Annotated in this window: 26 protein-coding genes; 2 read left to right on the top strand and 24 right to left on the bottom strand. The window is 36.7% G+C overall.

Annotated features, from left to right (window positions below; translation table 11 throughout):
• Window positions 1–54 precede the first annotated feature (54 nt).
• The 9 genes from KO172_RS05170 to KO172_RS05130 all read right to left on the bottom strand — a co-directional run bounded on the left by KO172_RS05170 (window position 55) and on the right by KO172_RS05130 (window position 11,295).
• Entirely contained in the window at window positions 55–2,058 is a 2,004-nt protein-coding gene (locus tag KO172_RS05170; RefSeq protein ID WP_215492447.1) for a sodium-translocating pyrophosphatase, read from the bottom strand.
• A 14-nt stretch (window positions 2,059–2,072) separates the two neighbouring features.
• Window positions 2,073–2,297, bottom strand: a complete 225-nt coding sequence (secG, locus tag KO172_RS05165; RefSeq protein WP_215492446.1) for a preprotein translocase subunit SecG — start codon at window positions 2,295–2,297, stop codon at window positions 2,073–2,075.
• A 330-nt stretch (window positions 2,298–2,627) separates the two neighbouring features.
• Window positions 2,628–4,097, bottom strand: a complete 1,470-nt coding sequence (locus tag KO172_RS05160; protein WP_215492445.1) for a copper amine oxidase N-terminal domain-containing protein — start codon at window positions 4,095–4,097, stop codon at window positions 2,628–2,630.
• 142 nt (window positions 4,098–4,239) lie between these two features.
• Window positions 4,240–5,523, bottom strand: a complete 1,284-nt coding sequence (eno, locus tag KO172_RS05155; protein WP_215492444.1) for a phosphopyruvate hydratase — start codon at window positions 5,521–5,523, stop codon at window positions 4,240–4,242.
• Between the two features lies 1 nt (window position 5,524).
• Window positions 5,525–7,051 (bottom strand): 2,3-bisphosphoglycerate-independent phosphoglycerate mutase, encoded by a 1,527-nt coding sequence (gene gpmI, locus KO172_RS05150; protein WP_215492443.1) that lies wholly within the window; start codon window positions 7,049–7,051, stop codon window positions 5,525–5,527.
• A 1-nt stretch (window position 7,052) separates the two neighbouring features.
• A complete protein-coding gene (tpiA, locus tag KO172_RS05145; RefSeq protein WP_215492442.1) occupies window positions 7,053–7,796 on the bottom strand; it encodes a triose-phosphate isomerase in 744 nt (247 codons plus the stop codon).
• Between the two features lie 10 nt (window positions 7,797–7,806).
• Entirely contained in the window at window positions 7,807–8,991 is a 1,185-nt protein-coding gene (locus KO172_RS05140; protein ID WP_374047647.1) for a phosphoglycerate kinase, read from the bottom strand.
• A 21-nt stretch (window positions 8,992–9,012) separates the two neighbouring features.
• Entirely contained in the window at window positions 9,013–10,020 is a 1,008-nt protein-coding gene (gene gap, locus KO172_RS05135; RefSeq protein ID WP_215492440.1) for a type I glyceraldehyde-3-phosphate dehydrogenase, read from the bottom strand.
• A 12-nt stretch (window positions 10,021–10,032) separates the two neighbouring features.
• Complete coding sequence (locus KO172_RS05130; protein ID WP_215492439.1) at window positions 10,033–11,295, bottom strand: replication-associated recombination protein A; 1,263 nt, start codon at window positions 11,293–11,295, stop codon at window positions 10,033–10,035.
• Window positions 11,296–11,464: 169 nt separating this feature from the next.
• Here KO172_RS05130 and KO172_RS05125 point away from each other — a divergent pair, with 169 nt between their 5' ends.
• Both KO172_RS05125 and KO172_RS05120 read left to right on the top strand, forming a co-directional pair.
• Complete coding sequence (locus KO172_RS05125; RefSeq protein ID WP_215492438.1) at window positions 11,465–11,830, top strand: DUF2089 domain-containing protein; 366 nt, start codon at window positions 11,465–11,467, stop codon at window positions 11,828–11,830.
• A 1-nt stretch (window position 11,831) separates the two neighbouring features.
• A complete protein-coding gene (locus tag KO172_RS05120; protein ID WP_215492437.1) occupies window positions 11,832–12,959 on the top strand; it encodes an SHOCT-like domain-containing protein in 1,128 nt (375 codons plus the stop codon).
• 53 nt (window positions 12,960–13,012) lie between these two features.
• Here KO172_RS05120 and nrdR read toward each other — a convergent pair whose 3' ends face one another.
• The 15 genes from nrdR to KO172_RS05045 form a co-directional block, all read right to left on the bottom strand.
• Window positions 13,013–13,474 carry a transcriptional regulator NrdR gene (gene nrdR, locus KO172_RS05115; RefSeq protein WP_019213796.1) on the bottom strand — a complete coding sequence of 154 codons (462 nt, stop codon included), beginning with the start codon at window positions 13,472–13,474 and terminating at the stop codon, window positions 13,013–13,015.
• Window positions 13,475–13,476: 2 nt separating this feature from the next.
• Complete coding sequence (ftsZ, locus tag KO172_RS05110; protein WP_215492436.1) at window positions 13,477–14,562, bottom strand: cell division protein FtsZ; 1,086 nt, start codon at window positions 14,560–14,562, stop codon at window positions 13,477–13,479.
• A 67-nt stretch (window positions 14,563–14,629) separates the two neighbouring features.
• Window positions 14,630–14,962 (bottom strand): small basic family protein, encoded by a 333-nt coding sequence (locus tag KO172_RS05105; RefSeq protein WP_215492435.1) that lies wholly within the window; start codon window positions 14,960–14,962, stop codon window positions 14,630–14,632.
• On the bottom strand, window positions 14,959–15,681 hold the full coding sequence (locus tag KO172_RS05100) for a DUF881 domain-containing protein (RefSeq protein WP_215492434.1): 723 nt from the start codon (window positions 15,679–15,681) through the stop codon (window positions 14,959–14,961). Before KO172_RS05100 ends, KO172_RS05105 begins: the two co-directional genes overlap by 4 nt.
• Window positions 15,678–16,400: a DUF881 domain-containing protein gene (locus KO172_RS05095; protein WP_215492433.1), complete on the bottom strand. Its 723-nt coding sequence runs from the start codon at window positions 16,398–16,400 to the stop codon at window positions 15,678–15,680. The genes KO172_RS05100 and KO172_RS05095 overlap by 4 nt, the downstream gene beginning before the upstream one ends.
• On the bottom strand, window positions 16,401–17,177 hold the full coding sequence (locus tag KO172_RS05090; protein ID WP_215492432.1) for a cell division protein FtsQ/DivIB: 777 nt from the start codon (window positions 17,175–17,177) through the stop codon (window positions 16,401–16,403). It lies immediately after the preceding gene.
• A 10-nt stretch (window positions 17,178–17,187) separates the two neighbouring features.
• On the bottom strand, window positions 17,188–18,288 hold the full coding sequence (locus tag KO172_RS05085) for a UDP-N-acetylglucosamine--N-acetylmuramyl-(pentapeptide) pyrophosphoryl-undecaprenol N-acetylglucosamine transferase (RefSeq protein ID WP_215492431.1): 1,101 nt from the start codon (window positions 18,286–18,288) through the stop codon (window positions 17,188–17,190).
• The gene (locus KO172_RS05080; RefSeq protein ID WP_215492430.1) at window positions 18,288–19,415 is read right to left on the bottom strand and encodes an FtsW/RodA/SpoVE family cell cycle protein; all 1,128 of its coding nucleotides are present in this window, start codon (window positions 19,413–19,415) and stop codon (window positions 18,288–18,290) included. Before KO172_RS05080 ends, KO172_RS05085 begins: the two co-directional genes overlap by 1 nt.
• The gene (murD, locus tag KO172_RS05075) at window positions 19,416–20,741 is read right to left on the bottom strand and encodes a UDP-N-acetylmuramoyl-L-alanine--D-glutamate ligase (protein ID WP_215492429.1); all 1,326 of its coding nucleotides are present in this window, start codon (window positions 20,739–20,741) and stop codon (window positions 19,416–19,418) included.
• Between the two features lie 4 nt (window positions 20,742–20,745).
• Window positions 20,746–21,720: a phospho-N-acetylmuramoyl-pentapeptide-transferase gene (mraY, locus tag KO172_RS05070; protein ID WP_215492428.1), complete on the bottom strand. Its 975-nt coding sequence runs from the start codon at window positions 21,718–21,720 to the stop codon at window positions 20,746–20,748.
• Between the two features lies 1 nt (window position 21,721).
• Entirely contained in the window at window positions 21,722–23,980 is a 2,259-nt protein-coding gene (locus KO172_RS05065) for a penicillin-binding transpeptidase domain-containing protein (protein ID WP_215492427.1), read from the bottom strand.
• Complete coding sequence (locus KO172_RS05060) at window positions 23,977–24,453, bottom strand: FtsB family cell division protein (RefSeq protein WP_215492426.1); 477 nt, start codon at window positions 24,451–24,453, stop codon at window positions 23,977–23,979. The genes KO172_RS05065 and KO172_RS05060 overlap by 4 nt, the downstream gene beginning before the upstream one ends.
• Window positions 24,454–24,466: 13 nt before the next feature.
• Window positions 24,467–25,399, bottom strand: coding sequence for a 16S rRNA (cytosine(1402)-N(4))-methyltransferase RsmH (rsmH, locus tag KO172_RS05055; RefSeq protein ID WP_215492425.1), 933 nt, complete (start codon window positions 25,397–25,399; stop codon window positions 24,467–24,469).
• Window positions 25,400–25,401: 2 nt separating this feature from the next.
• Window positions 25,402–25,824 (bottom strand): division/cell wall cluster transcriptional repressor MraZ, encoded by a 423-nt coding sequence (gene mraZ, locus KO172_RS05050; RefSeq protein WP_215492424.1) that lies wholly within the window; start codon window positions 25,822–25,824, stop codon window positions 25,402–25,404.
• Window positions 25,825–26,084: 260 nt separating this feature from the next.
• Complete coding sequence (locus tag KO172_RS05045; RefSeq protein WP_215492423.1) at window positions 26,085–26,519, bottom strand: hypothetical protein; 435 nt, start codon at window positions 26,517–26,519, stop codon at window positions 26,085–26,087.
• Between the last annotated feature and the right edge of the window lie 56 nt (window positions 26,520–26,575).

Genomic DNA, 26,575 nt, shown 5'->3' with positions numbered 1-26,575 from the left:
TTATTTAATAGCATCGCTGATTAAAATCAAGGGGAGTCCAATTACAATTTTATCTTATTTTATAATAAGTCCACCGTAGCTAACAAATACTTGTGCAAATACTAATGCTACTATTGTCATTAATTTAATTAGTATATTTAGTGATGGTCCTGATGTATCCTTGAATGGGTCACCAACAGTGTCTCCTGTTACTGCTGCCTTGTGAGCATCTGATCCTTTACCACCATGAACACCTGATTCAATATACTTCTTTGCATTGTCCCAAGCTCCACCAGCGTTTGACATGAAGATTGCCATTAGAACGCCTGTTACTAGTGAACCTGCAAGTAGACCGCCTAAAGCTTCTGTTCCTAGAAGTATACCAACTATAACTGGGCATACAACAGCTAGAAGTCCTGGAATAACCATTTCCTTAAGAGCAGCCTTAGTAGAAATATCTACGCATTTACCATAATCTGGTTTAGCAGTTCCTTCCATGATACCAGGGATGGATCTGAATTGTCTTCTAACTTCTTCAATCATTTGGTTAGCAGCTTTACCAACTGCATCCATAGTTAATGATGAGAATAAGAATGGTAGCATACCACCAATGAATACACCTGCTATAGTTAATGGATTTGTTAAGTCAATTTGACTAAGTCCAACTGCTTGAGTATATGAAGCGAATAGTGCTAGAGCTGTAAGTGCAGCTGAAGCAATGGCAAAACCCTTACCAACTGCTGCTGTTGTGTTACCAACTGAGTCTAGCTTATCTGTAATGTCTCTTACGCTTTCTGGAAGTCCGCACATTTCAGCGATACCACCAGCGTTATCAGCAACTGGTCCATATGCGTCAACTGCGATAGTTGTTGCGGCTGTTGCTAGTAGACCTACTGCTGCAAGTGAGATACCATAAAGTCCGTTTACAGCACTTTCTGATCCACCTGCTAAGAAGAATGCAGCTAGTATGCCTATTGAGATAACAATCATAGGTATAGCTGTTGACATCATACCTACTGATAAACCAGCGATGATGTTTGTTGAAGCTCCTGTTTCAGATTCTTCAGCAACTTTTTGAACTGGCTTATATTCAGCAGCTGTATAATATTCTGTAACTTTTGCTATGATAAGTCCAACTACAACACCTGCTACGATAGCGTAGAAAGGTTTGATTGAACCTAGTATCTTTGTAGATAAGAAGTAAGAAGCGATGATAGTGATTATTGAACTTCCCCAAGTAGCCATATCAAGAGCTTTTTGAGGGTTCTTGTCGCCCTTTACAAATAATGTACCAATAATAGATGAAACTATACCAACTGAGCATAGTGCAAGTGCGAATGAAATACCGTTATCGCTAAATGCTAACGCTCCTAATGTGATAGCTGAGATTATAGCTCCAACATATGATTCGAATAAGTCAGCACCCATACCTGCAACGTCGCCAACGTTATCACCAACGTTATCAGCGATAACTGCTGGGTTTCTTGGGTCGTCTTCTGGGATACCTGCTTCAACCTTACCTACTAAGTCAGCACCAACGTCTGCAGCCTTTGTGTAGATACCGCCACCAACTCTTGCGAATAAAGCGATTGATGAAGCACCAAGTCCGAAACCTGTAACTATGTTAGCATCTTTGAATATCATCCAAACAATGCTTGTGCCTAGTAAACCTAAACCTACAACGCACATACCCATAACTGTACCACCTGAGAAAGCTACGTTTAGAGCCTTGCCCATACCGCTTTCCTTAGCAGCATTAGTTGTTCTTACGTTAGCTTTAGTAGCTACAGTCATACCGATATAGCCTGCGCAAATAGAGAATACAGCACCGATTAAATAACAAACAGCTGTGCCGATGTTAATAGCTAGTGCTAAAATTGCGAATAATACAACAATAAATATTGCTAGATATTTGTACTCTCTAGTTAAAAATGCAAGAGCTCCTTCTTGGATATAACCAGAAATCTCTTTCATTCTCTCATTACCAGCATCTTGCTTAGTAACATATAGAGCTTTAACTAAAGCAAATAATAGTGCTATAGCTCCAACTATAGGAGCTACAATTAAAATCTTGTCCATTTCTTCCTCCTATTTTATAATTTGAAACCTGCTAGTATCAAAGTTGTTACCATAAACACAACTGATGAAATTGTAGTTATTCTTTTTAAAAGAACATTTCTTGTAGGATTTTTTGAACCCCATATGCTTTCAGCTCCGCCCAATGCTTGTAAGCCTTGATCGTCTCCTGCAGTAGCTGCTACTGATATAGTTAATACTAAAGCCGAAATCGCAACTAGTGCATACAATACGTAATTCATACACACACCTCCATTCTTACTTATAACATATATATTTTACCATAACGTTATAGTTTTTGCAATGCTTTTTTGAAAGTATATTCATAATTGTTTCTTATCTCATAGCTTATCAAGTATCTCATAGATGATGCGTCATTATGCGCTTGATTTCTTATGTCATGCTTAACCTATAATGTCATAACTAATACAACTACATATACATAAAGCCGTGCATAACGCTTCTTGTTTTATGGCATCATATAGAAAAAGCCTAGTATGAAGGCAAGCATCATACTAAGCATAGCTTTATAATATTTATTCAATTTTATCACTCCTTATTTATTATTTACTTTATATACCTTTAATCTCTTTTACTGTCTTTGGTGTGATTATATGAAAAAGTCCATTTCTCTTCTCATTTACTGTATAAAGTCTTCTTAAAGTAATATCTGGTATATCTATTACAAAGAGAGCATCATGGTATTCATATTTTCCATTTATATATTTTGGCAACAATTTATACACTATAACTTTATCTACATCTATTTTATATTTATAATCATCTGAAAACTCATCTGATAAAACTTTTTTATCTTTAGTAATATAGAAAGCTATATATGGTAAATCTAATCTACTACTACCGTTCATTGTTACATTTATAATACCAGTTCCGTCATAGAAATCGATATTTTTATTTAATAACCATCTTTTTATATAAATTTCATTTTTATCATACTTATATGTCGATAAAAATTTATTGACTTCAGTTTTATCAATTTTTCTTTCTTTAAATAAATTTAAAAGGTATTCATCTCTATTGTCTCCAGATACAAAAAATGAATCACTGTCATCAAAATAATTTTTAGCTACTTTGTATTCGCCAGTTACTGCCCCTAATTCACTAAAATACAGCTCATGACCTTTTTTATCTGACCATTCTTTATAACACTTGTCTGACATTGGATTACCTTCGCCTATTACATATGTTCCTATACGTGTATCGCCTTTGTTTTCTCCTGCTATTTTGAAATTAGGATTTGATGGTGATGAGTCAACTCTTTTAAATTTCTTTAAAAAGTTTTGTTCAAGTTTAGTACCTTTTCCAAATGTCATAGTTCCATCGCCATTATCAATAAAGTCTGCATCGCTTAGCTCATATATATGAGATTTCAAAAAAGGTTTTCCCTGATCATATTCAATTTTATCTAGTATGGGTTTATTTATATCAATTACTTCTCCACTTGCTAATTTTATCTTTGTCTTGCTGTTTTGTGTAGGTGTTTGAGCTGTTGTAACCCCTGTGCCTGCGCCTGGTGTTAGGACTACTTCCTTTGCTTTGTTGTCCCAATCTACTTTGAAGCCCAATGTCTCTGCTATGTTTCTTATAGGTAAGAATGTTTTTGATATTTGTGGATCGATTTGTGCTGGCACGTCTATTGTCACTGCTTTGCCATCTGCCCACATAAGTGGTTTTCCTACTGGGTATGATATTGTCTTGCCAGCATATGTGATGTCGACTATGTGATTAGTGCCGTCCCACTCAACTTTTGCTCCTTCGATTGCGTTTACAAGGTCTCTTACTCCTACACATGTTCTTCCATTAACTACTCTTAAGCCATCTGTCATCTTTTGATCGACTCTCACTTTTTCTCCGTCTTTAATGATGAATAGTTTTACTTCGCCTTGGAAGTGTTTTACTTCTTGTTTAATTGGCGCTACTTTCTTAAATTCTTTGATTGCTTCATCTGGTGCTGCAAGTGCTGCTGTGCTTAAAATTTGTGTTGCGATAATTGTACTTAATATTGCGTTTTTGACTTTCATTATAAACTCTCCTTTGTTTAGATAATTTTTATTTTACTTTATCTTAATTATACAATATGCTTATAAATATTTCTAGTTTTATTTAAAATATAAAAATGGGATGAGCATAAAGCGCCCATCCCATGTAAAAAATTTTCTTAAATTATTTTCTTAGTATACTCTTGCCTGCATACACTGCTGTGTCATCTAGCATGTATTCGATTCTAAGTAATTGATTATACTTAGCAACTCTTTCTGATCTAGCAGGTGCACCTGTTTTGATTTGTCCAGTGTTTAGCGCAACTGATAGGTCTGCGATAGTTGTATCTTCTGTTTCGCCTGATCTGTGTGAAATAACTGCTGTGTAATGATTTCTGTGAGCCATCTCGATAGCTTCGATAGTTTCAGTTAATGTGCCAATTTGGTTAAGCTTTATTAAAACTGAGTTTGCTGTATGAGTTTCAATACCTTCTTTGATTCTCTTAGTGTTTGTAACAAATAGGTCGTCACCAACTAATTGAATCTTGTCTCCTAGTCTTTCAGTTAACTTCTTCCAACCTTCCCAATCGTTTTCGTCTAAACCATCTTCGATTGAGTATAGTGGATATTTATTAACTAATTTTTCATAGTAGTCAATCATGCCTTCGTCTGTTAGCTCTGCGTTATCGCTCTTTAGGTAATATTTCTTAGTGTCGGCGTTATATAGCTCGCTTGCGGCAACGTCAAGGGCTAGGTAGATGTCCTTTCCTACTTCATATCCAGCTTTATTAACCGCTTCAATGATAGTTTCGATAGCTTCTTCATTGCTTGATAAGTCTGGTGCATAACCACCTTCATCACCAACTCCTGTAGCTAATTTTCTTTCTTGAAGTACTTTCTTTAGGCTGTGGTAAACTTCTGAGCCCATCCTAAGTGCGTCTCTAAATGTTTCTGCACCTATCGGCATAATCATAAACTCTTGTATGTCAACATTGTTGTCAGCGTGCTTACCGCCATTTAAAATGTTCATCATAGGTACTGGCAATACTTTAGCATTAGTTCCGCCGATGTATCTATAAAGTGGCATGTTTAACTCGTTTGCAGCACATCTAGCAACTGCTAGTGACACGCCAAGCATAGCGTTTGCACCAAGTTTGCCCTTATTTTCTGTTCCGTCAAGGTTTATCATTAGCTTATCAATTGAGACTTGATCTGTTACTTCCATATCAAATATCTCTGGTGCAATTAAGTTGTTTACGTTGTCTACAGCCTTCAATACACCTTTCTTGCAATATCTCTTTGCATCTCCATCTCTAAGTTCCACTGCTTCGTGTTCTCCAGTAGATGCTCCAGATGGAACTATAGCTGAGCCGATTGCCCCTGATTCAGCTAAAACTGTTACTTCTACAGTAGGGTTAGATCTTGAGTCTAACACTTCCATCGCAAATACATCAATAATTCTACTCATTTTAATCCTCCGATACTAAAAGACTCTCGCCAGTCATTTCTTGTGGCTTTTCTATATTCAATATATCTAATAATGATGGTGCTAAGTCTGCCAAGACACCATCTTTAATCTTGTGCTTTCCGTCATTATATAAGATAACTGGAACTGGGTTTGTTGTGTGTGATGTGATTGGTTTTCCTTCATCATCAAACATCGCCTCGCAGTTACCGTGGTCAGCTGTGATTATGGCTGTGAAGCCACATTCCTTTGCCTTTGCTAATAGTTTTGCAAGGCATGTGTCAACTGTTTCAACTGCCTTGATTATTGCTGGAACAACTCCTGTGTGTCCAACCATGTCTGTGTTTGCATAGTTTAGTATGATTAGGTCATAATCTCCCATAACGCTCACAAGCTTATCTGTAAGCTCATAAGCACTCATCTCAGGTTTTAAATCGTATGTCGCTACCTTTGGTGAGTTAATCAATATTCTATCTTCACCAGCAAATTTTTCTTCACGGCCGCCATTGAAAAAGTATGTTACGTGGGCATACTTCTCAGTCTCAGCTATGCGCAGCTGCTTTAGTCCGTGCTTTGAGACAACTTCTCCAAGTGTGTTCACTATCTCTTCGTCTTTATATGCGATGTGAACATTATTAAAGCTGGAGTCGTAGTTTGTCATACACACATAATATATGTCATCTAAAAACTTCCTATCAAAGCCAGTAAAGTCCTTGTTGGTGAATGCATCTGTGATCTGTCTTGCTCTATCTGGTCTAAAGTTTATGAATATAATGCTGTCGCCAGACTTTATTTCAGTTACTTTACCATCATTTCTTATAGCACAAGGCAAGATAAATTCATCAGTCACATCTTCTTCGTATGATTTTTTAATAGCCTCTACAGCGTCATCCGATACAAGATTTGGAGTCTTAGACGTTACAGTCTTGTAATACTTTTCAGTCCTCTCGTAGCGTTTATCTCTATCCATAGCATAGTATCTTCCGCTTATGGATGCGAGCTTGCCGCATGAGATGCTCTTCATATAGTCAAGTATTTCCTTGACATCACTCTTGCCAGAGTGTATGCCAACATCTCTACCATCTAAGATTGCATGTAGGTATGTTCTCTCACCCATGCCTTCTTTTTTACATAGCTCTAAAAGCGCCTTGATATGATCAATGTGCGAGTGCACACCACCATAGCTTAGTAGGCCCATAAGGTGAAGATTAGTATTGTTTTTCTTCGCATGCTCTATCGCCTTAAGGAACTCTTCTTTCTTGAAGAAGTCGCCATTCTTAATATCTCTATTGATCATAGAAAGGTCTTGATAGACAACTCTACCTGAGCCTATGTTTAAGTGGCCAACTTCAGAGTTACCCATCTGTCCCGTAGGCAATCCTACATACTCTGCGCTCGCTTGTAGTTTTGCGTGTGGACACTCTTTAAATAACTTATCTATGGTTGGAGTCTTGGCTCTATATACAGCGTTCGCGTCGTTATCTTTACCAATTCCAAAACCATCTAGTATTATTAGTATTGCCTTTGACATCTTATATCTCCTTAGCAATGGATTCAAAAGACTCACTCTTTAGTGAAGCACCGCCTATTAAGAAGCCGTCGATGTTCTCTTCTTTAGCTAAGTCAGCCGCGTTTGAATCTTTAACGCTACCGCCATATAGTACTCTTAGCTTTTGAGCAAGATTTGGATTCATAAGCTTAACTTTTTCTCTAACGAAACGGCACATCTCTTCAGCATCTTCCTTAGAAGCGCTCTTGCCAGTGCCTATAGCCCAGATTGGCTCATAAGCTATGGCAAAGCTGTTAAGCTTAGAAGCATCTACTCCAAGTAAGTCAGCCTTTAATTGCTTTTCAATCTTATCAAAGTGTCCTCCATCTTCTCTCTCAGACAAAGTTTCGCCAACACATAGAATTACTTCTACATCGTCATCAATTGCCTTAAGGACCTTCTTGTTAATCATCTCGTCGCACTCTTTAAAAATTTCTCTTCTTTCAGAGTGACCTATGATAACAAATTCTGCTCCGCATGACTTAATCATCTTAGTACTGATCTCACCAGTGAAGGCTCCCTTGTCTTCAAAGTAGATGTTTTGTGCACCTATCTTTATATCATTCGATTTTTTAGTTTTATTTGCTAAATAAATATCTGTAAATGGAACTGCGACATAAACATCATAGTAGTCATTAGGCTTTAGCTTCAAATCATTAAAGAAGCCTTCAGTCTCCTTTATATCCATGTTCATCTTCCAATTTGCAGCAAGTAAAAATTTTTTCAAATTTGTCTCCTTATTTATCATTAATAGCAGCTATGCCAGGTAAAACTTTTCCTTCCATAAGCTCAAGTGAAGCACCGCCACCTGTTGAAACGTGTGTAATCTTTTCTTCGTAGCCAGCCTTTTGAACAGCGCTTGCGCTATCTCCTCCGCCGACAATAGTTGTTGCATCGGAGTTTGCTAGTGCTTTGGCGATGGCATTAGTACCGTTTTTAAACTTGTCCATCTCAAAGACACCCATAGGTCCGTTCCAAACTATAGTCTTTGCGCCTAAAAGCTTTTTAGTAAATACATCAATAGTTTCTGGACCGATATCAAGACCCATCATATCATCTGGTATATGATTTACTTCAAAGCATTCAGCTTCTGCGTCTTCTTTTATCTCTTTAGCACATAGAGCGTCAACTGGTAAAACCAAGTCAACTTTCTTTGCATCAGCCTTCTTTAACAGTTCAAGTGCAAGCTCTAACTTATCGTCTTCAACTAAGCTCTTGCCAACGTTCATACCCTTTGCCTTTAAGAATGTAAACGCCATAGCTCCGCCTATAAGTATCTTGTCAGCTTTGTTTAATAGGTTCTCGATTACGCCAATCTTGTCAGATACCTTTGATCCGCCTAGTATAGCAATGAATGGGTGCTTTGGCTCGTCAAGCTCTTTAGCCATGATGTTCATTTCTTTTTCAACTAAAAAGCCTAGTGCTGATGGCAAGAATTTACTTACACCAACATTTGATGCGTGAGCTCTGTGTGAGGTGCCAAAAGCATCATTAATGTAGATATCTGCAAGCTCTGCTAGCTCTTTAGAGAAAGCTTCGTCGCATTTTTCTTCTTCTTTTCTAAATCTAGTGTTTTCTAGTAAAAGAAGTTCTCCTTTTTTAAGATTTTTAGCTGCCTCTCTTACTTCATCATTAACAACTTCTGCGCAAGAGATGAATTTTACATCTCTTCCAAGAAGCTTTTCTAGTTCTTCTTTAACAGGCTTTAGAGTGAATTTTAAGTTGTACTCACCCTTTGGTCTACCCAAGTGGCTCATCATAATCACTTTTGCTCCATTGTCAAGAAGGTGCTTGATTGTTGGAAGCGACTCAAATATACGTTTATTGTCAGTGATTACGCCGTCCTTCATAGGAACGTTGAAGTCGCATCTTAACAATACTCTTTTATCATCAAAATTATAATCTTTTAATGTTTTTTTCATCATTTTATCCTTTTATAATAATTATTCTTGATCAGCAATGTATTTTGCAAGGTCAACAACTCTGTGGCTGTAACCATATTCGTTGTCATACCAAGAAACAACCTTTACTAGATTTCCATCTATTACTAAAGTTAAGAATGGGTCGAAGATTGATGAGTGTCTATCGCCAACGTAGTCAACAGAAACAAGTTCTTCTTCAGCGTATTCAAGTATACCCTTTAATTCATTTTCACTTGCTTTCTTAACAGCTTCGTTGATTTCTTCCTTAGTAACGTTCTTATTTAATTCAAATACAACGTCTGTAAGTGAAACTGTAGGTACTGGTACTCTAACTGCATATCCTGTAAGCTTATCCTTTAGTGATGGTATAACTAGTGCAACCGCCTTTGCTGCTCCTGTAGTTGTAGGGACCATAGACATAGCTGCAGCTCTTGCTCTTCTGATGTCTTTGTGCTTGTGGTCAAGTAAAACTTGATCAGAAGTATAAGCGTGGATAGTTGTCATAAGACCTCTTTTGATACCAAAGTTGTCTTCTATAACCTTAGTTAATGGCGCAAGACAGTTAGTTGTACAAGATGCGTTACTGATTACATTGTGCTTAGTCTTGTCGTATTCTTTTTCATTTACTCCCATAACGATAGTTTTGTCAATTTCGCCCTTTGCAGGTGCAGTTAAAATAACCTTCTTTGCTCCACCCTTGTCAATGTGTTTGTAAAGAGTTTCGTTGTTTTTAAAAGCTCCAGTTGAGTCTATAACGATGTCTACGCCATAGTCCTTCCAAGGAATCTCTGCCGGATCTCTAAATTGAGTATTTGTAATCTTCTTGCCATCTATCATAAAGCCGTCTTCACAAGCTTCACAAGAAACTGATAATCTACCATATAGAGAATCATTTCTAAATAGATGACTAAGTGTCTTTAAATCACCTGAGGCATTGATGTGCACTAATTCTAAGCCGTTGTTTTCTTCAACTAGAATCCTAGCAACATCTCTACCAATTCTACCAAAACCATTAATACCAACCTTCATTTGTTGACCTCCTTAATTATTATTAAAATATTTTTTATCTTCTAAACCTTCAGGCAAATAATTTTGCTCAGGTTTTTTATCCTTATAATTGTGTGGATACTTGTAGTCCGCGTGATCTCCAAAGACCTTCTTGTCGTTGTTGTGTGCGTCTCTTATGTGCAGAGGTATTTGGAACTCTTTAATCTTATCGACATCTGCCATAGCCCTATTGATTGCCATGTAAGTCGAGTTATTCTTTTCAGCAAGCGCCATGTATATGGCTGCGTTACTCAAAATGATGCGAGCTTCCGGCATACCTATGGCTTTGACTGCATAAAAGGCTGATGTCGCAAGCGTCTGTGCATTAGGATCGGCAAGTCCTATATCTTCTGAAGCAAATATCACTATGCGCCTAGCAATGAATAATGGGTCCTCGCCATTGTTTAGCATGTGAGCTAGATAAAAGACTGTTGCATCAGGATCTGAGCCTCTCATACTTTTAATAAAGGCAGAGATTGTGTCGTAGTGCATAGTCGAGCTCTTGTCGTATGAGTGAGCTCTCTCAAATACTAAGCCTTTGACGTCCTCGAACTTTATCTTTCTTGTCATATCGCCCTCAACGTCTTGACTAAGAACAGCTATCTCTAAAAAGTTAAGCATGTTTCTCGCGTCACCGTTTGATATCCTTACTAGATAGTCTAATGCGTCTTCATCTATACTAGCCTTTAGTGAGGCAAGACCATTGGCTTCGTCAGTCAACGCTTTCCTCGCAAGCACTTTTAAGTTCTCTTCACTCATCTTCTCAAGCCTTATTATGAAACACCTTGATATAAGCGCGCTATTGACCTCGAAGTATGGATTTTCTGTCGTCGCACCTATGAGCGTTACTGTTGAATCTTCAACATAAGGTAGGAGAAAATCTTGCTGTGCTTTGTTGAATCTGTGTATCTCGTCAACAAAGAGTATGGTCTTTTTGTTCTCTTCTAAAAGCCTCTTAGCTTCTTCGACTGCCTTCTTTAAATCGCTCACTCCACTACCCACGGCACTTATCTTGATAAAGTTTGACTTGCTTGTGTTAGCAATGACGTTAGCAAGTGAAGTCTTACCTGTGCCTGCAGGACCATATAGTATTAGCGATGGAAGTCTGTCTGCCTTGATTGCTTTGTATAGAAAAGAGTTCTTATTGATGACTTTTTCTTGACCGATATAGTCATCTAGACTCTTCGGTCTAAATCTTTCAGCCAAATTTTGACCTAATTTTAAATTTTTTTCTCTTTGCATATCAAACAAATTCATTCTCTCACCGTTTTTATTATATCAAATAAGATGCAAGATGTCCAACATTAAATTATTTTATTCTAAAATTAATTTTTTTAAGTAAAAACTTAAATATTTTTAAATATTTTTAAAAAATATATTGACATTTTTAATTCTTAGATATATAATCTTAAGCAAGGAGGTCAATATGATTAATAAAGCATTAAATGAATGTCCTGTGTGCGGATCAAAACTATACATAGAAAGGCTAGTTTGTGAAAACTGCAACACAAGCATAGAAGGAAGATTTGAAAACAGTTCTTTCTACAAGCTTAACGCTGAGCAGATTGACTTTATCAAAACTTTTTTGTTAAACAGAGGCAATATTAAAGAGATTGAAAGAGCTCTTGGTATATCCTACCCTACTGTAGTTAAGAAACTCGATCAAATAAATGAGATCATCTCTGATCGCAAGAGTAGTACCAGCGAGAAAGATATACTTGAGTTATTAAATTCCGGTGCAATAAGCAGTAGTGAAGCAGAAAAAATGCTTCTTGAACTAAAGGAGGTTTAAAATGTCTGAAGAAAAAATTATGATCCTTAAGATGTTAAAGGATGGAAAGATTAACGAAGAAGAAGCGCTAAAGCTTCTGAATGCAGTTGGTGCAAAGAAAAATGAAAAGCAATACAAGCCAAACAACAAACACGAAGTTCATTACAACGCTGAAGGCTCTGATTACATGGATATGTCAGATAAGTTTGCAAACAAAATCTCAAACTTTGTTAATAAGATAGTGAATAAATCCTTGCATGTTGCTGAAGAAGGCATGAAGAATGGCCGTGTATATGCAAACCTTAACTTCGATATGGACAATGGACTAAAAAAGAAAAAGTTCGCGACACTTAAGTTAGATTTAGACAAAAAGAAAAAATATGATTTAATTATAAACAATACTAATGAAAAGATAGAGATACTTCCATCGAACTCAGATCAAATTGAGGTCTATGGCAAGATATATTATACAGATAAGAAAGATATACCAGAAAATTATGAGTTCATCAACTGCTATATTGATGATAAAGAAGTTCTTATAGAGCCAAACTACTCTGAACTTACAAAGAAGGACTTTGCTGTAAGCCTAAAGGTATTAGTGCCTGCACAATCCTTTGCAAATGTTAAAGCTACAACAAGCAATGACAAGATAGTACTTGACTCTATCATATGTAACGAGCTTTACTTAACAACAAGCAATGACTATATCAAAATTGAAGATTCAATAATTAATAAGTCGGAGCTTAAAACAACTAACGACTCAATAAAGATTAAGGACTCAAAGTTCACTGATCTACTAATAAATACAACAAATGCTGAAATAACTTTATACAACACTCCATTCGTTAATTTAGAAGCGCACACAACAAACGCTTTTGTTGATGTAAAAGATGTATTCAACTGTGCAGAGAACATCATTGTTACTAACAGCAATGGACCTGTCACTGTCGAATTAGAGAGTGTAAGCAAGAATGTTAAGCTAAACCTAAGAGGCATAAATAAGTATACTTGCCCAGCTGTCTTTGATGACGATAGATATGTTCTTAACAGAGATAACGACGAGCTAACAACTGCCTCACTAAATAACGATTCAGACCTTACTCTATTCGGTGATATAAAAACAAGCAATGGACCTATAATCATCGAGTAGTTTAATATTCCCATCAAAAAAATCCTGACCACATGGTCAGGATTTTTCATTTATTAATTGTTTTGTTCGTCTATAATCTTTTGGAGCTCTTTCATAAATGACTGAGTATCTTTAAACTCTCTATATACTGAAGCAAATCTTACATATGCAACTTGGTCTATCTCTTTAAGACCTTGCATTATAAGCTCGCCTACTTCGTTGGAAGAAACTTCCTTCTTCATAGTGCTCATAAGCTTTTCTTCGACGCTATCTGCCAAGCCTTCAATTTGACTTAAGCTAACAGGTCTTTTCTCGCAAGATTTTATTACGCCCTTTAATATCTTACTTCTGTCAAATGTCTCTCTGTCTCCGTTTTTCTTGACAACTATTAAAGGTGTTTCTTCAATTTTTTCATATGTTGTAAATCTTTTTTTACAGCGAAGACACTCTCTACGTCTCCTAATCGCAGTACCCTCATTAGTAGGTCTTGAATCTAATACTTTTGAATCTTCGTAAGAACAAAAAGGACACTTCATAATTAATTATTCTTTAAAAAATCAGGTACTAGTAAAGTATCGTTAAAGCTTGAAGTGCTTTCACTTCTGCTTTCTTCGTTCTTTTCTTCTTCAGCTTCAGAGTCTTTATTTGCATCCTTTTTAGCAGGTTTAGATCCATCGTCAAACTCTGTAGCAATAACAGTTATCTTTATAGAGTCGCCAAGGCTTTCGTCAATACCAGCACCGAAGATGATGTTTGCATCGTCAGCAACTGATTGTCTGATTAAGTCTGCTGCTTCGTTAACTTCGAACATACCAAGGTCTGTACCACCAGTGATGTTTAATAGAACGGACTTAGCTCCTTCTATAGATGTTTCAAGTAGTGGTGACTTGATTGCAAGTTTTGCTGCATCTGTTGCTCTGTTATCTCCTTGAGCAAAGCCTATACCCATATGAGCGATACCCTTTTGCTCCATGATAGTCTTAACGTCAGCAAAGTCTAGGTTGATTAGGTTTGGAACACTAATAAGGTCTGATATACCTTGAATACCTTGTTTTAATACTTCGTCAGCCATAATGAATGCATCTTTTAGTGATGTCTTCTTGTCAGCTATTTGAAGTAGTCTATCGTTTGGTATAGTTACTAGTGTATCAACAACTTCAAGTAGTTGGCTAACACCTTGAGATGCGTTCTTAGCTCTCTTCATGCCTTCAAAGCCAAATGGTCTTGTAACAACGCCTACAGTTAGTATGCCTTGTTCCTTAGCGATTTGTGCAATGATAGGTGCAGCACCAGTACCAGTTCCACCGCCCATACCAGCTGTGATAAATACCATGTCAGTGCCTTTAAGCATTTCAGTGATGCCTTCTTTATCTTCAAGAGCTGCTTGAGAACCTACTTCTGGATTAGCTCCAGCTCCTAGTCCCTTAGTTACCTTATCTCCTATTTGAATTTTGTTTTGTGCCTTTGATGATGCAAGAGCTTGTCTATCTGTATTAACAGCAATAAATTCAACACCCTTTACACCTGCATCAACCATTCTGTTAACGGCGTTGTTACCTGCTCCACCAACACCTATAACTTTAATCTTTGCAAATTGGTCAATTTCTACATCAAAATCAATCATTTACGAATCCTCCTTTTTATACTAAGTTTTAATTATTTACTCTATTACTTATATTCTACCACAAAATTTACATTTTGTTTAGTATTTTTCTTCTAATTGTTGCAAAATTGTTAAAAATTCTTCCTCCAAAGACAAATATTGCTGCATAATATAGAGGTATGCTTAAGATATCTCCAAGCCATGTCAGTAGTGCAGCGATGATGGAGTTACCTATAAGGCCTGATAAAAATAGCTTATTATTAAAATTATTGTCCAAGTATGCATTCAAGCCGCCAAAGACTGAGTCAATCGCTGCAAGTAGTGCCATGGATATATACAATGAATAATATGGATTGTAGCTGTATGGTAATAGGTAGCCTATGAGTATACCAATTACTATACCTATGATTGCAATAATCATTTTTTATCCTCTCCTGTCAAAGTTTTTGAATATATAATCTTATCTTCGTCTATCTTTTTCTTAACAAGCACCTTTTCTTTTTGTTCAATCTCAAGCTTAATTGGGTTTATGGTCTCTAGTATGCTTGCAAAGGTACCTGGTGATTTTATTGCTGAGTATAATTTATCACTGTTGCCTATCGCCTTTATAATGAAAGGTGCACCCTTAGTTCTGCCGTTGAGTCTAACGACAGGGCCGTTGCACTTAACGCCTGTTCTCGAATAAACTCTCAGGTCGTTTATAGATATGGCCTCAGCACCTGAAGTTCTAAGATCATTAATTATTCTTAGTAGGTCGCTATCGTGAATAACATCGGTCCTCTTGACAGGTCTATCGACACTCTCTTCCGTAATCGTTAGAACTATGCCTGCACCTTCAAGGTCCACGTCGCCTGATATCATCTCATAAAAAACTTTTTCATCCTTTAAGAACTTTAAGAACTCGCTATCGTTCTTGACAAGTTTCTCAAGAGTCTCAAGTTTTTTGTCTTGCTTCTCAAGCTCTTCATTGATGCTCTTTATCTCAGCTTTTAAATTTTTTATCTTAGTACTCGTCTCTTTCATCTTGTTTATGCTTAAAGGCTCGAAAAACTCTTTGCCTGTCTTTAAGTATAAGCCTAAGAAGACACCTATTAAAAGATAAATTATGACAAGCACAATGCGTTTAGTCTTGTATTTCATTCTTGCACTTCATAAACAGGCTTAGCATACAAGAACTCGATACTCTTTTTGTATCTAGGTATAACTATGTCATCCCTTGCTGTCAATGTTACTTGATAGTTATAGTTTTGAAGCTCGTCCTTAATTCCGCCCTTAAACTCTATAGCCGATTGCATGGTGTCGGCGTCGCCTATAGCCTTGATGACTATAGGCGCTGACATACTGACTCCGCCGACCTCTATATGTTTACCTGCACTTACTATCTCTGTAAATGATGTGTATCTCTCTTCGTTTATTGAGATGGCTTCTGCTCCTGCACTGTTCAAAACGCTTATAGTGCTAAGTACTAAGTCGATGTCATTTTGTATGCCGAAGCCTACTTCTCCATCAGCAAGCTTAGGCTCATCTATAGTTAATATGATGCCCTTGCCTTTTAGATCAGTATAGCCTGATATCATTTTATATTTTTCAGTTTCTTCGTATAATTTCTTTGCTATCTCATTGTTGCTTGATCCAGGTTTTTCATACTCTCTAAGCTTGTCTTCTGTCTCGTCAAGCCTTTGCAATAGTTTATCTCTTTCAGACTCCAGAGATTTAACCCTTTGTGCAAGCTCCTGCGCTCTCTTAACATTTAAGGGGTTGCCAACTGTTTTTCTAACCGTCTTAAGCTGCATCGTTATGGCTATACCTACAACTACGCAAGCAATGAATAACATTATCTTTTTCTTATCAATTTTCATCTATTCACCCGTATCTAAAACTACAACAGGCGCTTTGCCCTTGTTAAACATAATCATCTTTGGGACCTGTCCTTTGTCCTTAAGCTTAATCATAAGCTCGTTTAAAACCTTCATCTTGTATCTGATGTCCTTTAACTCACCTAGCTGAACAACAAGTCCATTCCTATAGTTAAGTGAAACCTCTAAGTCTGCATTCTTCTCTATAGTCTTAATATCTTTAACTAAATTATTAGCGCTCATCTCAACTATAAGCTCTTGTAATGAAGCACCAACTTCCGTATTATAAAAGTTCTCTCCTTGTTCAAGATGAGTCTTGTCAAAGTTCTTTATTAGTGGGTAACCGTCCTTGTATGAATTACTATTCTCCAGTACGGTACCCTTTTCGTCAATGTAGATGTACTTAGAGTCACTATAGAACTCAGCTGCAATCAATCTTTCTTTAATCTCTATACTTATAGTGTCCTTTGAAGACATAGAAAGGTGTGCATCCTCGACATATGGGTTAACTTTAATCTTTGCCTTTGCTTCTGCTAAGCTTTGCTTAAGTATGTTCTCGCCAATCTCAAGTTCACTCGCCTTTATGATCTCATCTGTTGACAAGTTTTTATTGCCTGTAACTTTTATATTCTTTAGGCCAAAGAGTTTTGTATTGAATATAAACAAGATGAAGGCAAAAACAATTACAGTAATTACGAAGAATCTCATCAGACTTCTCCTTCTTTGTCTTTGCTTCTTTATTCTGTTTCTCCTTATATCCTTTTTACTCATTGGTTCCATAATTTCACCTTTAAACAGTTTTTATAATTATATCATATATCTCATCAATAGCGTTTTTGTGAAATATATTCTTAAGTCCCTCTTGCATTGACTTGTAAACATCTTCGTTATGAAGTATTTTATTGACCTCTTCGTATAATAGGTCTTCGTTAAGATCCTTCTCAAGAATCATCTTTGCAGCGCCCATCTCTTCAAAGTAGCGTGCGTTATACTCTTGGTGGTTCTCAACAACATAGGCCTTTGGTATTATAATGACAGGTTTCCTAACACAGGAGACTTCATTAAGTGTAAGCGCCCCTGCACTCGTGATAACCATGTCAGCATCTATCAAAGCCTTTGGCATATCATATAGATACTCTCCAACGCGAATATTAGATTTAGTGTAATCAATACCTGCCTTATCAAGTTCTCCCTTGAACCAGTTGTATGCATAAGTTCCACTTACGTGGAAAATGTTGAAGTCCATGTCCTTATAATGCTTCTTAATCATATCAAGCACAGTCTCATTGATAGACTTTTGTCCACCGCTTCCGCCAAATGATAAGACAATTTTTTTGTCGTTATCAAAGTCGTAGTAGGACTTGTGATCTGCCTTCTCATGTATATCATCAAAATCTTTTCTAATTGGTATTCCAACTATATTAGTAACGTCTTCTTTATTAAGAAGCATCTTTGTATTCTCATTCGTAACTAGTATCCTAGTCGCCCTCTTCTTCAAAAGTCTTGTTGTGATGCCTGCGTGAACATTAAGCTCGAAGATTACTGACTTGATCTTCAGCCTTTGTGCTTCATAGACAAGTGGGCCCGATACATAGCCACCCGTACCTATGACAAGATCCGGCTTAAAGTCCTTGATTATCCTTTTGCAATCACCAAGCGATTTGAAAAGAAGTCTCAAAAACTTCAAAGCATCCTTTGGGTTCTTCTTCGGTATCTTAACAATGTCTATGCCTTTGAAGACTATGTCTTCTTTAGCAACAAGTCTTTCTTCAAGACTGCCTTTTCTGCCAACGTATATTACTTCATGATTATTCTCAATTAATTTCTTTGCTATGGTCATGGCTGGGTATATGTGTCCACCTGTGCCACCACCTGTTACGATAAATCGCATTACTTCACCTCTGAATTTGCACTCTTAGATATATTTAACAGTACTGCTGCTAGTATCATATATATGATTAAAGATGTACCACCATAACTAATAAATGGTAGTGTAATACCTTTAGATGGCACTAGGTTAACAGATACCGCTGCGTTTATCCAAAATTGTATAGCTATAAGTGAGCTGATGCCACTTGCAAGCATAAGTCCGTATCTATCCTTTGCTCTTGCAGCTGTTAAATATCCTTTAATGATTATAACAGAAAACAAGGCAACAATGCAAATCATACCTAAGAAACCAAGTTCTTCACCACATATAGCAAGTATATAGTCGTTATAAACTTCTGGTATATAGAAGAACTTTTGCGTGCTTCTACCAATGCCAACACCCGATAGGCCGCCATTGGCATAAGCAAATAAACTTTGTGCCGGCTGCCAACCTGCGTGTCTTATATTCTTAATTGGATCTAGGTAGCCAAAGATTCTCTCTCTTCTAAATGTGTTTCTAAATATCGCAAGGTATACAACACCTGCTCCACCTATTAAGGCAGGCGGTATTATACCAAGCGGTGCGCCACCTATGAAGTACATGATAGATAGAGAGCCTGCAACTGTTACTGCAGTACCTAAGTCCTTTTGTATGTATATAATTCCAGAAAAGAATGCGATGATGGCTATAGGCACTACGACGATGTTTTGCATATTTCTTCTATTCATCTTAATTCTGCTCATATATGATGCCATGCAAAAGACTGCTGCAACTTTGATTACGTCAGAAGGCATGAAAGAGAAACCACCTAAGTTGATCCACCTCTTCGCTCCTTTACCGAAGTCAGTACCTAGTGGTGTAAGCTTTAGTATCAATACTAAAACTATACTTGATATTAGCATAAAGCTTATAAAGAATCTTGTATCATACTTTTTATAATCAATCCTATAAGCAATTAATGATAGTATTGCCCCTGCTAAGACAAAGACTAGGTGCCTTGTTAAAAAGTACACCCCGCCATACTTACCATTCTCAAGCTGATAGCTGTATGGGTATGAGCTTGTATATACAAGCAGTATGCCTAAGATGATTAGACATATAACAGATATTAAGATGTGATAATCAGGTGCATTACTTCTATTTTTCATTTACTTCAACTCATTTACTAATTTTTTAAATTCAAGTCCGCGTTCTTTGTAGTTTTTGTATATTCCCCAGCTTGCGCATAGTGGTGACAATAGTACTATGTCGCCTTTTTGTGCATGCGAGCGAGCAACTGTAACTGCTTCTCTCATATTTTGAACCATAGTTATCTTGTCGTAGCCAACATTATTGAAAGCCTCTTTGATCTTATCCTTTGTTTGGCCAAATAATACTAGGCTTCTAATCTTATTCTTCGCCTTCGATGCAAAGTCTTCGAATGGTATGTTCTTATCATAGCCACCTGCAATTAAAACTATGCTCTTGTCAAAGGCTTCTACCGCTTTAAGAGACGCATCAGGGTTAGTGCCCTTAGAGTCATTATAGTACTCAACATCATCAAGCGATCTAACGAACTCGATTCTATGCTCAACCCCCTTGAAGTCCTTTATCTCTTTAACTATGTCTTCTCTCTTAACACCAAAGACTTCTAGAGCAAGAGTTGCTGCCATAAGGTTCTCGTAGTTGTGACGACCCTTTATGAATATATCGTCCTTGTTTATGACAATGTTTTTATCTTTGTCAACTATGTTTGGTGCGATGTAGTTCATATCTACTAAATCTTTTTCTTTTGATGAGAAATATAGTATATTTGTATCTTGATCCACCTTATTTAAGGCGATATCGTCATAATTAAGTATCAAATATGACGACTTGTCCATATTTTTATAAATTTTCTTCTTCGCCTCTTCATAAGCTTTGAATGATCCGTGCCAATCCAAATGATCTGGTGTGATATTTAGTATGATGGCAATGTTAGGTTTGAAATCTTTTGTGTACTCTAATTGAAAGCTTGATGCCTCTATGACGTGTGTGTCATAGCTTGCTGCTTCAAGTAGTGGCGAGACTCCAATATTGCCTATGACATTGACATTGTAGCCAAGGTCTTTAAGCACTTTGCCGATGAATGTTGTTGTAGTTGTCTTTCCGTTAGTACCTGTGATAACGATGAACTTATGATTCTTAAAGTCTCTATAAAGTATTTCTATATCAGAGACTATCTCAACGTTCTTGTCTACAAGGTAGCGAATTATATCTGAAGATGGTTTTATTCCAGGGCTCTTTAACACAAAGCTAAACTCGATGGCATCAAGCTCAGTTCTTGTTAAAAATTTAATATCGTCAAGGTTCTCGTTTGCCCTGTCCTTTAAGATTTGATCCATGTTGTCATCGTAAACATAAACATTAGCTCCTTTACTTATAAAGTATAAAGAAGCTCCGTAGCCAGATATTCCATATCCTAAAATCAGAATATTTTTGTCCTTGTAGTCCATATTATCACCTCAAAAATATTACTAATGATGCCACGCATAGAACTAGTGTCCACACGCAAAACATCATAACAACTTTAGTCTCTTTCATGCCTTTCATCTCAAAGTGGTGGTGCAGTGGACTCATAAGAAAAACTCTCTTACCTGTCTTTTTGAACACCACTACCTGTATGATAACCGAAAGTGTTTCCATAATCAAAACTAAAGCATATATAATCATGTAGAAGTGCAGTCCTAGTAGTATAGTTAATATTGCTAAGACGCCTCCTAAGAACAATGATCCAGTGTCACCCATAAAAATTTGTGCTGGGTACTTGTTAAATAATAAAAATCCTAGTAGCGATGCAAACATTATTATTGAATATGCGTATGTTGTCATATTTGAAATCTTTAATGAGAATATCGCTAGTGTTAGTAGTATGATAGACATAACGCCTGTCGCAAGTCCGTCAAGTCCATCTGTTAAATTAACTGCATTTGTGCTTGCAACTAGTATGAAGAAGTTAAGTAAGATTACCCACTTACCTAAGTTCACTTCTTTGTAGAATGGTATAGATACCTTAGTTCCTACTAGTTTGTATGCAAAGTATGCTATAAGAGCTGAGAAAAGCATTTGCAATAATAGCTTTTGATATGCCCTTAAGCCTAAATTTCTGTGCTTAAAGAATTTTATATAGTCGTCTAAAAAACCTACAAGGCCATAAGCAGTGCTGCCTAAGGCAAGTAGTATGATCTCTTTTGTAAAGACAAAGCCCATAAGGTATGAAGCGATAAGCGCTAGTAGTGAACTTACTACGAACAAGACTCCACCCATAGTCGGCGTGCCTGCCTTCTTTAGATGCGATTTAGGTCCTTCCTGTCTTATGTTTTGTCCAAGTTTGTACTTTCTAAGCTCTGGTATGATTATCTTCGCAAGTATGCAAAGTATAAGAAAGCTTAGTATCGATATGATTATGCTGTATGTCTTTATATTTTTAAACATCTTAGTCCCCCAAATCTAATACAACTATAGAGTTCTTTCTTACTTCTTTATCCGCTTGAGGACTTTGCTTCTTAACAATGCCATCTCCATTGATTCTTAGCTTAATGCCAATCTTCTCAGCTAGTCCTAATGCCTCATCACGAGTCATACCTTTGAAGTCCGGTGTAAGAATTGTATTTTCCTTCTTAACTTCAACATCAAGCGTTATAACAGTGCCCTTTTCAACATAGACACCTGGCTTTATGCTTTGTGATATGATTACTGATTCTTCTGTATATTCTTTATAATTAGTATCAAAACTTAGTGATAGGTCTGCAAGTTCAAGTCCCGCTTCACCCATAGTCTTGTCTTTTAAGTTAGGTACTTGTACCTTTTCATTCTCAACTTCTGTAACCTCGCTAGCTGGAGGTATTTTGTAGTAGTCGATTATAAATTTTGCTACATCTTGGAATATAGGTGCCGCAACCAAAGAACCGTATGCAATACCGCTTCTTGGCTCATCCACAATTGCAAGTACTACAAACTCTGGATTATCGATAGGGAAAGCTCCTACGAAGGACGATATATATGCGTTCTTCTTGTACTTACCATCAACTATCTTTTGTGCTGTACCTGTCTTGCCGCCGATTCTGTAGCCTTCTATCCTTGATCTTTTGATGTGCCCGTCTCTAACAACACTTTCAAGAAGTCTTCTCATATGCTCACTTGTATCTTCTGAAATAACTTTTCTTCTAACAACACTCTTTGGTGTGTCTATGACATTGCCAAAGTCATCAACAGTCTTTAAAACAAGCTTTGGTTTATAAAGCGTACCGCCATTAACAACAGCGCATATTGCGTTCGCCATCTGTATAGGTGTTACCGCAAGACCGTGTCCATATGACATAGTTGCAAGCTCAACTGGACCTATAGTATCAAAGTTTGTTGGAAGTATACCTAAGCTCTCGCCAGGTAAGTCGATGCCACTTTTTTCGCCGAAGCCAAAAGCCTTTGCGTATCTAAACAGGTCTTTCTTGCCTAAGATGTTACCTATTTGCACGAAGGCAACGTTACAAGAGTTGTTTAGCGCCTGTGATATATTTTGTGTGCCGTGAGCTTTGTGCTCGGCGCATGATAGTGTTCTTCCGAAGATGTTTATAGAGCCTGAACAAGAGAATGTCATGTTGTCATTTAGCTTGCCTTCTTCTAGTCCTGCTGCAAGGTTTATTACCTTGTAAACAGATCCCGGCTCATACGAGTCACTTATAGCGTTGTTACGCCACTTATCAAATAATATTTGATTCTTCTCTTCATCCTTTGCCTCGTCCCAAACTTCTTCTTCAACATCGTCCGGCTTATTTCTTGGGTCGTTTAGGTTGAATCTGCCAGTATTGGCTAAGGCAAGTATAGATGAGTCTCTTGGGTCCATAACTATGATCGATACAGACTCAGCGCTTTGCTTTTCTCTCGCAGCGTCAGCTATCTTTTCTACTTCTCTTTGAAGTTTTTCGTCAATAGTTAGAACGACGTTAACGCTCTTTTTACCCTCTATAATCCTTGCTTCTTGGTTAGGAAGCGCGTTTTTCATGTTTGCTTCAAGCTGTTGAACCTTCTTAGAATCTCTACCTTCTAAAGCCTCATTAAGCTTAACCTCAAGGCCATTGATACCAACGTTGTCAATATCATTAAAGCCAATAAGCTGAGATGCTAAATCGTTAAATGGGTAGTATCTCTTAGCTTTTTCTTCAATTTCAAGAACAGTTTTAAACTTGATGCCTGCCATGCTTTCTTTAAGCTTCTTGTAATCATCAAGTTCCATCTCTTTAACAACTCTAATTCTCTTTTTGCTCTTGATTCTATCTAGTATATCTTTTGCATCCTCTTTAGTTATCTCAGATATCTTTGTTGAAACTTCTTCAGCTATATCGTTATACTTCTTCTCTCTCTTTAACTTCGCTTCTTCCTTTTCATCCTCATCTTCTTTGAATGGAGCACTCCATATAGTTACGATGTTTTTATTTACCGCTAATGGTTTATTATTTCTATCGTATATGTAGCCTCTTTGATTGCCAAGGCTGACCGCCTTAGTCCATTGACCAACGGCGTACTCTTTCAAGCCCTTCGCACCAGTTATCTGCACTGAGAATAATTTAATTAAAAATACTAGTATTATTAATCCAAAAAAAGCCAGTACAGTCAAAATCCTATTATACTTATTAGGAGTTTTAAACTTGCCTGTCTTTCTTCGTCTTATATGTCTATCGCTATTTCGCGTTTTCATTTTCTGTCACTTTCTTCTATATTTTTATCGATGTCATGATCAAGACTAACGATAACTTTATCGTCAATCTCTTTTTCTGCAGCATTATTTGTATTTATGTTTAATATTTGACTTTCATTAGGGTATATCATTCCAAGCTTAGTCCTTGCTTCGAACTCTATAGCTCCTGCATTCTTAAGGCTTTCAAGCTTTGCTGTTTCATCTATAAGACTAGCTTTAAGTCTTGAGATTTCAGCATTGCTATGGTTTATAGAGTTTTGCACTCTAGTTACTCTATCTGCGCAAAAAACAAGCATAGTAAATATCATTCCAAGTGCAAGAGCACAAAGAACTGTTCTAACAAAGAAGACATTAACTACTCTCTCCTTTGCTTTAGATCTACTCTTTAAATTCTTTTTAACAAGTGGTCTACTTATTGTTCTTTCTTGCGAATAAACTGGACTATCATATAATTTTCTCGCTGCAGATGACATAATATTCCTCCCTCTATACTCTTTGAGCTATCCTAAGCTTTGCACTCTCACTTCTAGGATTAGCTTTTAATTCTTCTTTGCTTGCTACAAGCGGCTTATTGTTTACAAGCTTTAGCTTTCTCTTATGATTGCATGTACATATAATGCTCTCAGGTGGGCAAATGCAATCAAGCGTATTAAACTTAAATATGTCTTTTACAATTTTATCTTCCATCGAATGAAATGTAATTATCGCTATCCTACCGTCCGTATTTAATATATCGATAGCGTCTTGCAAAGCAGCATTTAGTGCGCCCAGCTCGTCATTTACCTCTATCCTTAAGGCTTGGAATGTCTTCTTTGAAGGGTGTTTGTTCTCTCTCGCCTTCTTAGGTATTGCTCTTTTGATCACATCAGTAAGTTCGAATGTCGTCTCTATCGGCTTTTCTTCTCTGTATTCGCAGATGAATTCAGCTATCCTTCTAGCCCATCTCTCTTGCGAGTACTTGAAGATGACCTCTTCTAGTTCCTCTTTAGAGTATGTATTAACGATGTCGTATGCCGATTTGCCACTTTCTTGATCCATGCGCATATCAAGTTTGGCATCAAGTCTGTATGAAAAGCCTCTGTCCTTGTTGTCAAGCTGATATGACGATACACCTATGTCAAGTAGTATGCCATCAAGGTGCTTAATACCTAGACTTTGGCAAATGGCTTTAATATTTCTATAGTTGTCGTGAACTAACTTAAAATTGCCACCAACACTACTTAGCACTTCGTTTGCCTTATTAAGAGCTTCCTTATCCCTGTCAACACCTATAAGTAGTCCGTCGTCACTTAGCCTTTTTAATATCTCTTGTGAGTGACCTGCTCCGCCTATGGTTCCGTCTAAGTAAATGCCGTTAGGCTTTATATCAAGGCCATTAATCACTTCTGAAAGCATTATAGGTACGTGCTTAAACTCCATAACTAATCTCTCTTTATATTGTTTGCAAGCTCTTCAAGAGGTGCGACAGTTGCCTTGTAGTTCTTATAAACTTCTGTATCCCAAATTTCGATTCTCTTTCTAACACCAATGATGTAGACGTCACCCTTTATATCCATCATCTCTCTAAGCATCTCAGGAAGCATTACACGGCCGTTCTTGTCCATGTTTGCTTCGTTCATATAAAGGAACATCTCACGTTCAAATTTTCTGTTTTCTAAGACAGTGTCAGGTAGATCATCGAATTGCTCAAGCTTTTTCTCGTATGTTTCGCGGTTATAAACGTAGATACATCTGTCGTATCCTCTCGTGATTATGAAGTCTTTACCAAGTTCATCACGCATTTTAGAGGGTATGATAACCCTCCCGTTTGAATCAATACTATGTTTGAATAAACCCATGAACATTGATAACACCTTCTTAATGCATTCGAAACATTAATAACCATTTCGAACCATTTCTAGCTTTATTACAACCATTTTAAACCATTTTGCTACTTTTTACTACAATTATTACAATCATGTTACAGAAATGTCCAAAAAATACTACTTTAGTATTATTTTTAAGCCTAAATTATTTTTTCTTAAATAAAAAATGACTAGCTTTTACACTAGTCATTAATATCTATGGGCTTATTAACTTTTATATAGAAAATTTAATCTCGATACTAAATTATTTCCTTAAGTAATAAAGAATTAAGTTTAGCACTTTCATTTAATAATTCAACTTTACACTCATATTTATACACTCTAATTACATACTCATCTTTAAATTTAGAAAATTTTGCTTTGCCTATCTCTTTGCCAGCATCATTAAGAAGTAATACTTCTTTTGTATCAGTGTACTCGCCTTCAGCCCTTTCCTTTCTTATTGAGCTAGATACTATGTCAAACTTAACTAACTTATCTTCAATCTTAATAGCATCAGTATTAGACATAAGTTTGTCAGCTTTGATAAATAGTGTTTCTGGATTAAAATATTGATCATAAACAAAAACTCTATATGCAAATGCTAGTAAAACTATAATTAATACAATCAAAAAAATCTTATCGTTAGCTCTTTTTTCATGACTTTCCCAAGCCGCATTGTTCTTTTCTTTCATTTAATTCTCACTCCTTATCATTTTTCTATTTAATACTTTATTCATTTTAATCATAT

The sequence above is a fragment of the Fenollaria sporofastidiosus genome (assembly GCF_943169635.2).
Taxonomy (GTDB): Bacteria; Bacillota; Clostridia; order Tissierellales; family Peptoniphilaceae; genus Fenollaria; species Fenollaria sporofastidiosus.
The sequence above is the reverse complement of the archived record's forward strand: the minus strand, read 5'-3'. Positions and strand labels throughout refer to the sequence as shown.

Excerpts from the sequence above, each read along its gene's own strand:
- mraZ (WP_215492424.1), bottom strand. The coding sequence starts at position 25,824 with ATGTTCATGGGTTTATTCAAACATAGTATTGATTCAAACGGGAGGGTT.
- KO172_RS05170 (WP_215492447.1), bottom strand. The coding sequence starts at position 2,058 with ATGGACAAGATTTTAATTGTAGCTCCTATAGTTGGAGCTATAGCACTA.
- KO172_RS05065 (WP_215492427.1), bottom strand. The coding sequence starts at position 23,980 with ATGAAAACGCGAAATAGCGATAGACATATAAGACGAAGAAAGACAGGC.
- murD (WP_215492429.1), bottom strand. The coding sequence starts at position 20,741 with ATGGACTACAAGGACAAAAATATTCTGATTTTAGGATATGGAATATCT.
- KO172_RS05080 (WP_215492430.1), bottom strand. The coding sequence starts at position 19,415 with ATGAAAAATAGAAGTAATGCACCTGATTATCACATCTTAATATCTGTT.
- KO172_RS05160 (WP_215492445.1), bottom strand. The coding sequence starts at position 4,097 with ATGAAAGTCAAAAACGCAATATTAAGTACAATTATCGCAACACAAATT.
- KO172_RS05130 (WP_215492439.1), bottom strand. The coding sequence starts at position 11,295 with ATGAATTTGTTTGATATGCAAAGAGAAAAAAATTTAAAATTAGGTCAA.
- KO172_RS05105 (WP_215492435.1), bottom strand. The coding sequence starts at position 14,962 with ATGATTATTGCAATCATAGGTATAGTAATTGGTATACTCATAGGCTAC.
- KO172_RS05090 (WP_215492432.1), bottom strand. The coding sequence starts at position 17,177 with ATGGAACCAATGAGTAAAAAGGATATAAGGAGAAACAGAATAAAGAAG.
- KO172_RS05060 (WP_215492426.1), bottom strand. The coding sequence starts at position 24,453 with ATGTCATCTGCAGCGAGAAAATTATATGATAGTCCAGTTTATTCGCAA.
- KO172_RS05095 (WP_215492433.1), bottom strand. The coding sequence starts at position 16,400 with ATGAAAATTGATAAGAAAAAGATAATGTTATTCATTGCTTGCGTAGTT.
- KO172_RS05045 (WP_215492423.1), bottom strand. The coding sequence starts at position 26,519 with ATGAAAGAAAAGAACAATGCGGCTTGGGAAAGTCATGAAAAAAGAGCT.
- KO172_RS05085 (WP_215492431.1), bottom strand. The coding sequence starts at position 18,288 with ATGCGATTTATCGTAACAGGTGGTGGCACAGGTGGACACATATACCCA.
- KO172_RS05140 (WP_374047647.1), bottom strand. The coding sequence starts at position 8,991 with ATGAAAAAAACATTAAAAGATTATAATTTTGATGATAAAAGAGTATTG.
- rsmH (WP_215492425.1), bottom strand. The coding sequence starts at position 25,399 with ATGGAGTTTAAGCACGTACCTATAATGCTTTCAGAAGTGATTAATGGC.
- gap (WP_215492440.1), bottom strand. The coding sequence starts at position 10,020 with ATGAAGGTTGGTATTAATGGTTTTGGTAGAATTGGTAGAGATGTTGCT.
- eno (WP_215492444.1), bottom strand. The coding sequence starts at position 5,523 with ATGAGTAGAATTATTGATGTATTTGCGATGGAAGTGTTAGACTCAAGA.
- KO172_RS05125 (WP_215492438.1), top strand. The coding sequence starts at position 11,465 with ATGATTAATAAAGCATTAAATGAATGTCCTGTGTGCGGATCAAAACTA.
- nrdR (WP_019213796.1), bottom strand. The coding sequence starts at position 13,474 with ATGAAGTGTCCTTTTTGTTCTTACGAAGATTCAAAAGTATTAGATTCA.
- KO172_RS05100 (WP_215492434.1), bottom strand. The coding sequence starts at position 15,681 with ATGAAATACAAGACTAAACGCATTGTGCTTGTCATAATTTATCTTTTA.
- mraY (WP_215492428.1), bottom strand. The coding sequence starts at position 21,720 with ATGTTTAAAAATATAAAGACATACAGCATAATCATATCGATACTAAGC.
- ftsZ (WP_215492436.1), bottom strand. The coding sequence starts at position 14,562 with ATGATTGATTTTGATGTAGAAATTGACCAATTTGCAAAGATTAAAGTT.
- gpmI (WP_215492443.1), bottom strand. The coding sequence starts at position 7,051 with ATGTCAAAGGCAATACTAATAATACTAGATGGTTTTGGAATTGGTAAA.
- secG (WP_215492446.1), bottom strand. The coding sequence starts at position 2,297 with ATGAATTACGTATTGTATGCACTAGTTGCGATTTCGGCTTTAGTATTA.
- KO172_RS05120 (WP_215492437.1), top strand. The coding sequence starts at position 11,832 with ATGTCTGAAGAAAAAATTATGATCCTTAAGATGTTAAAGGATGGAAAG.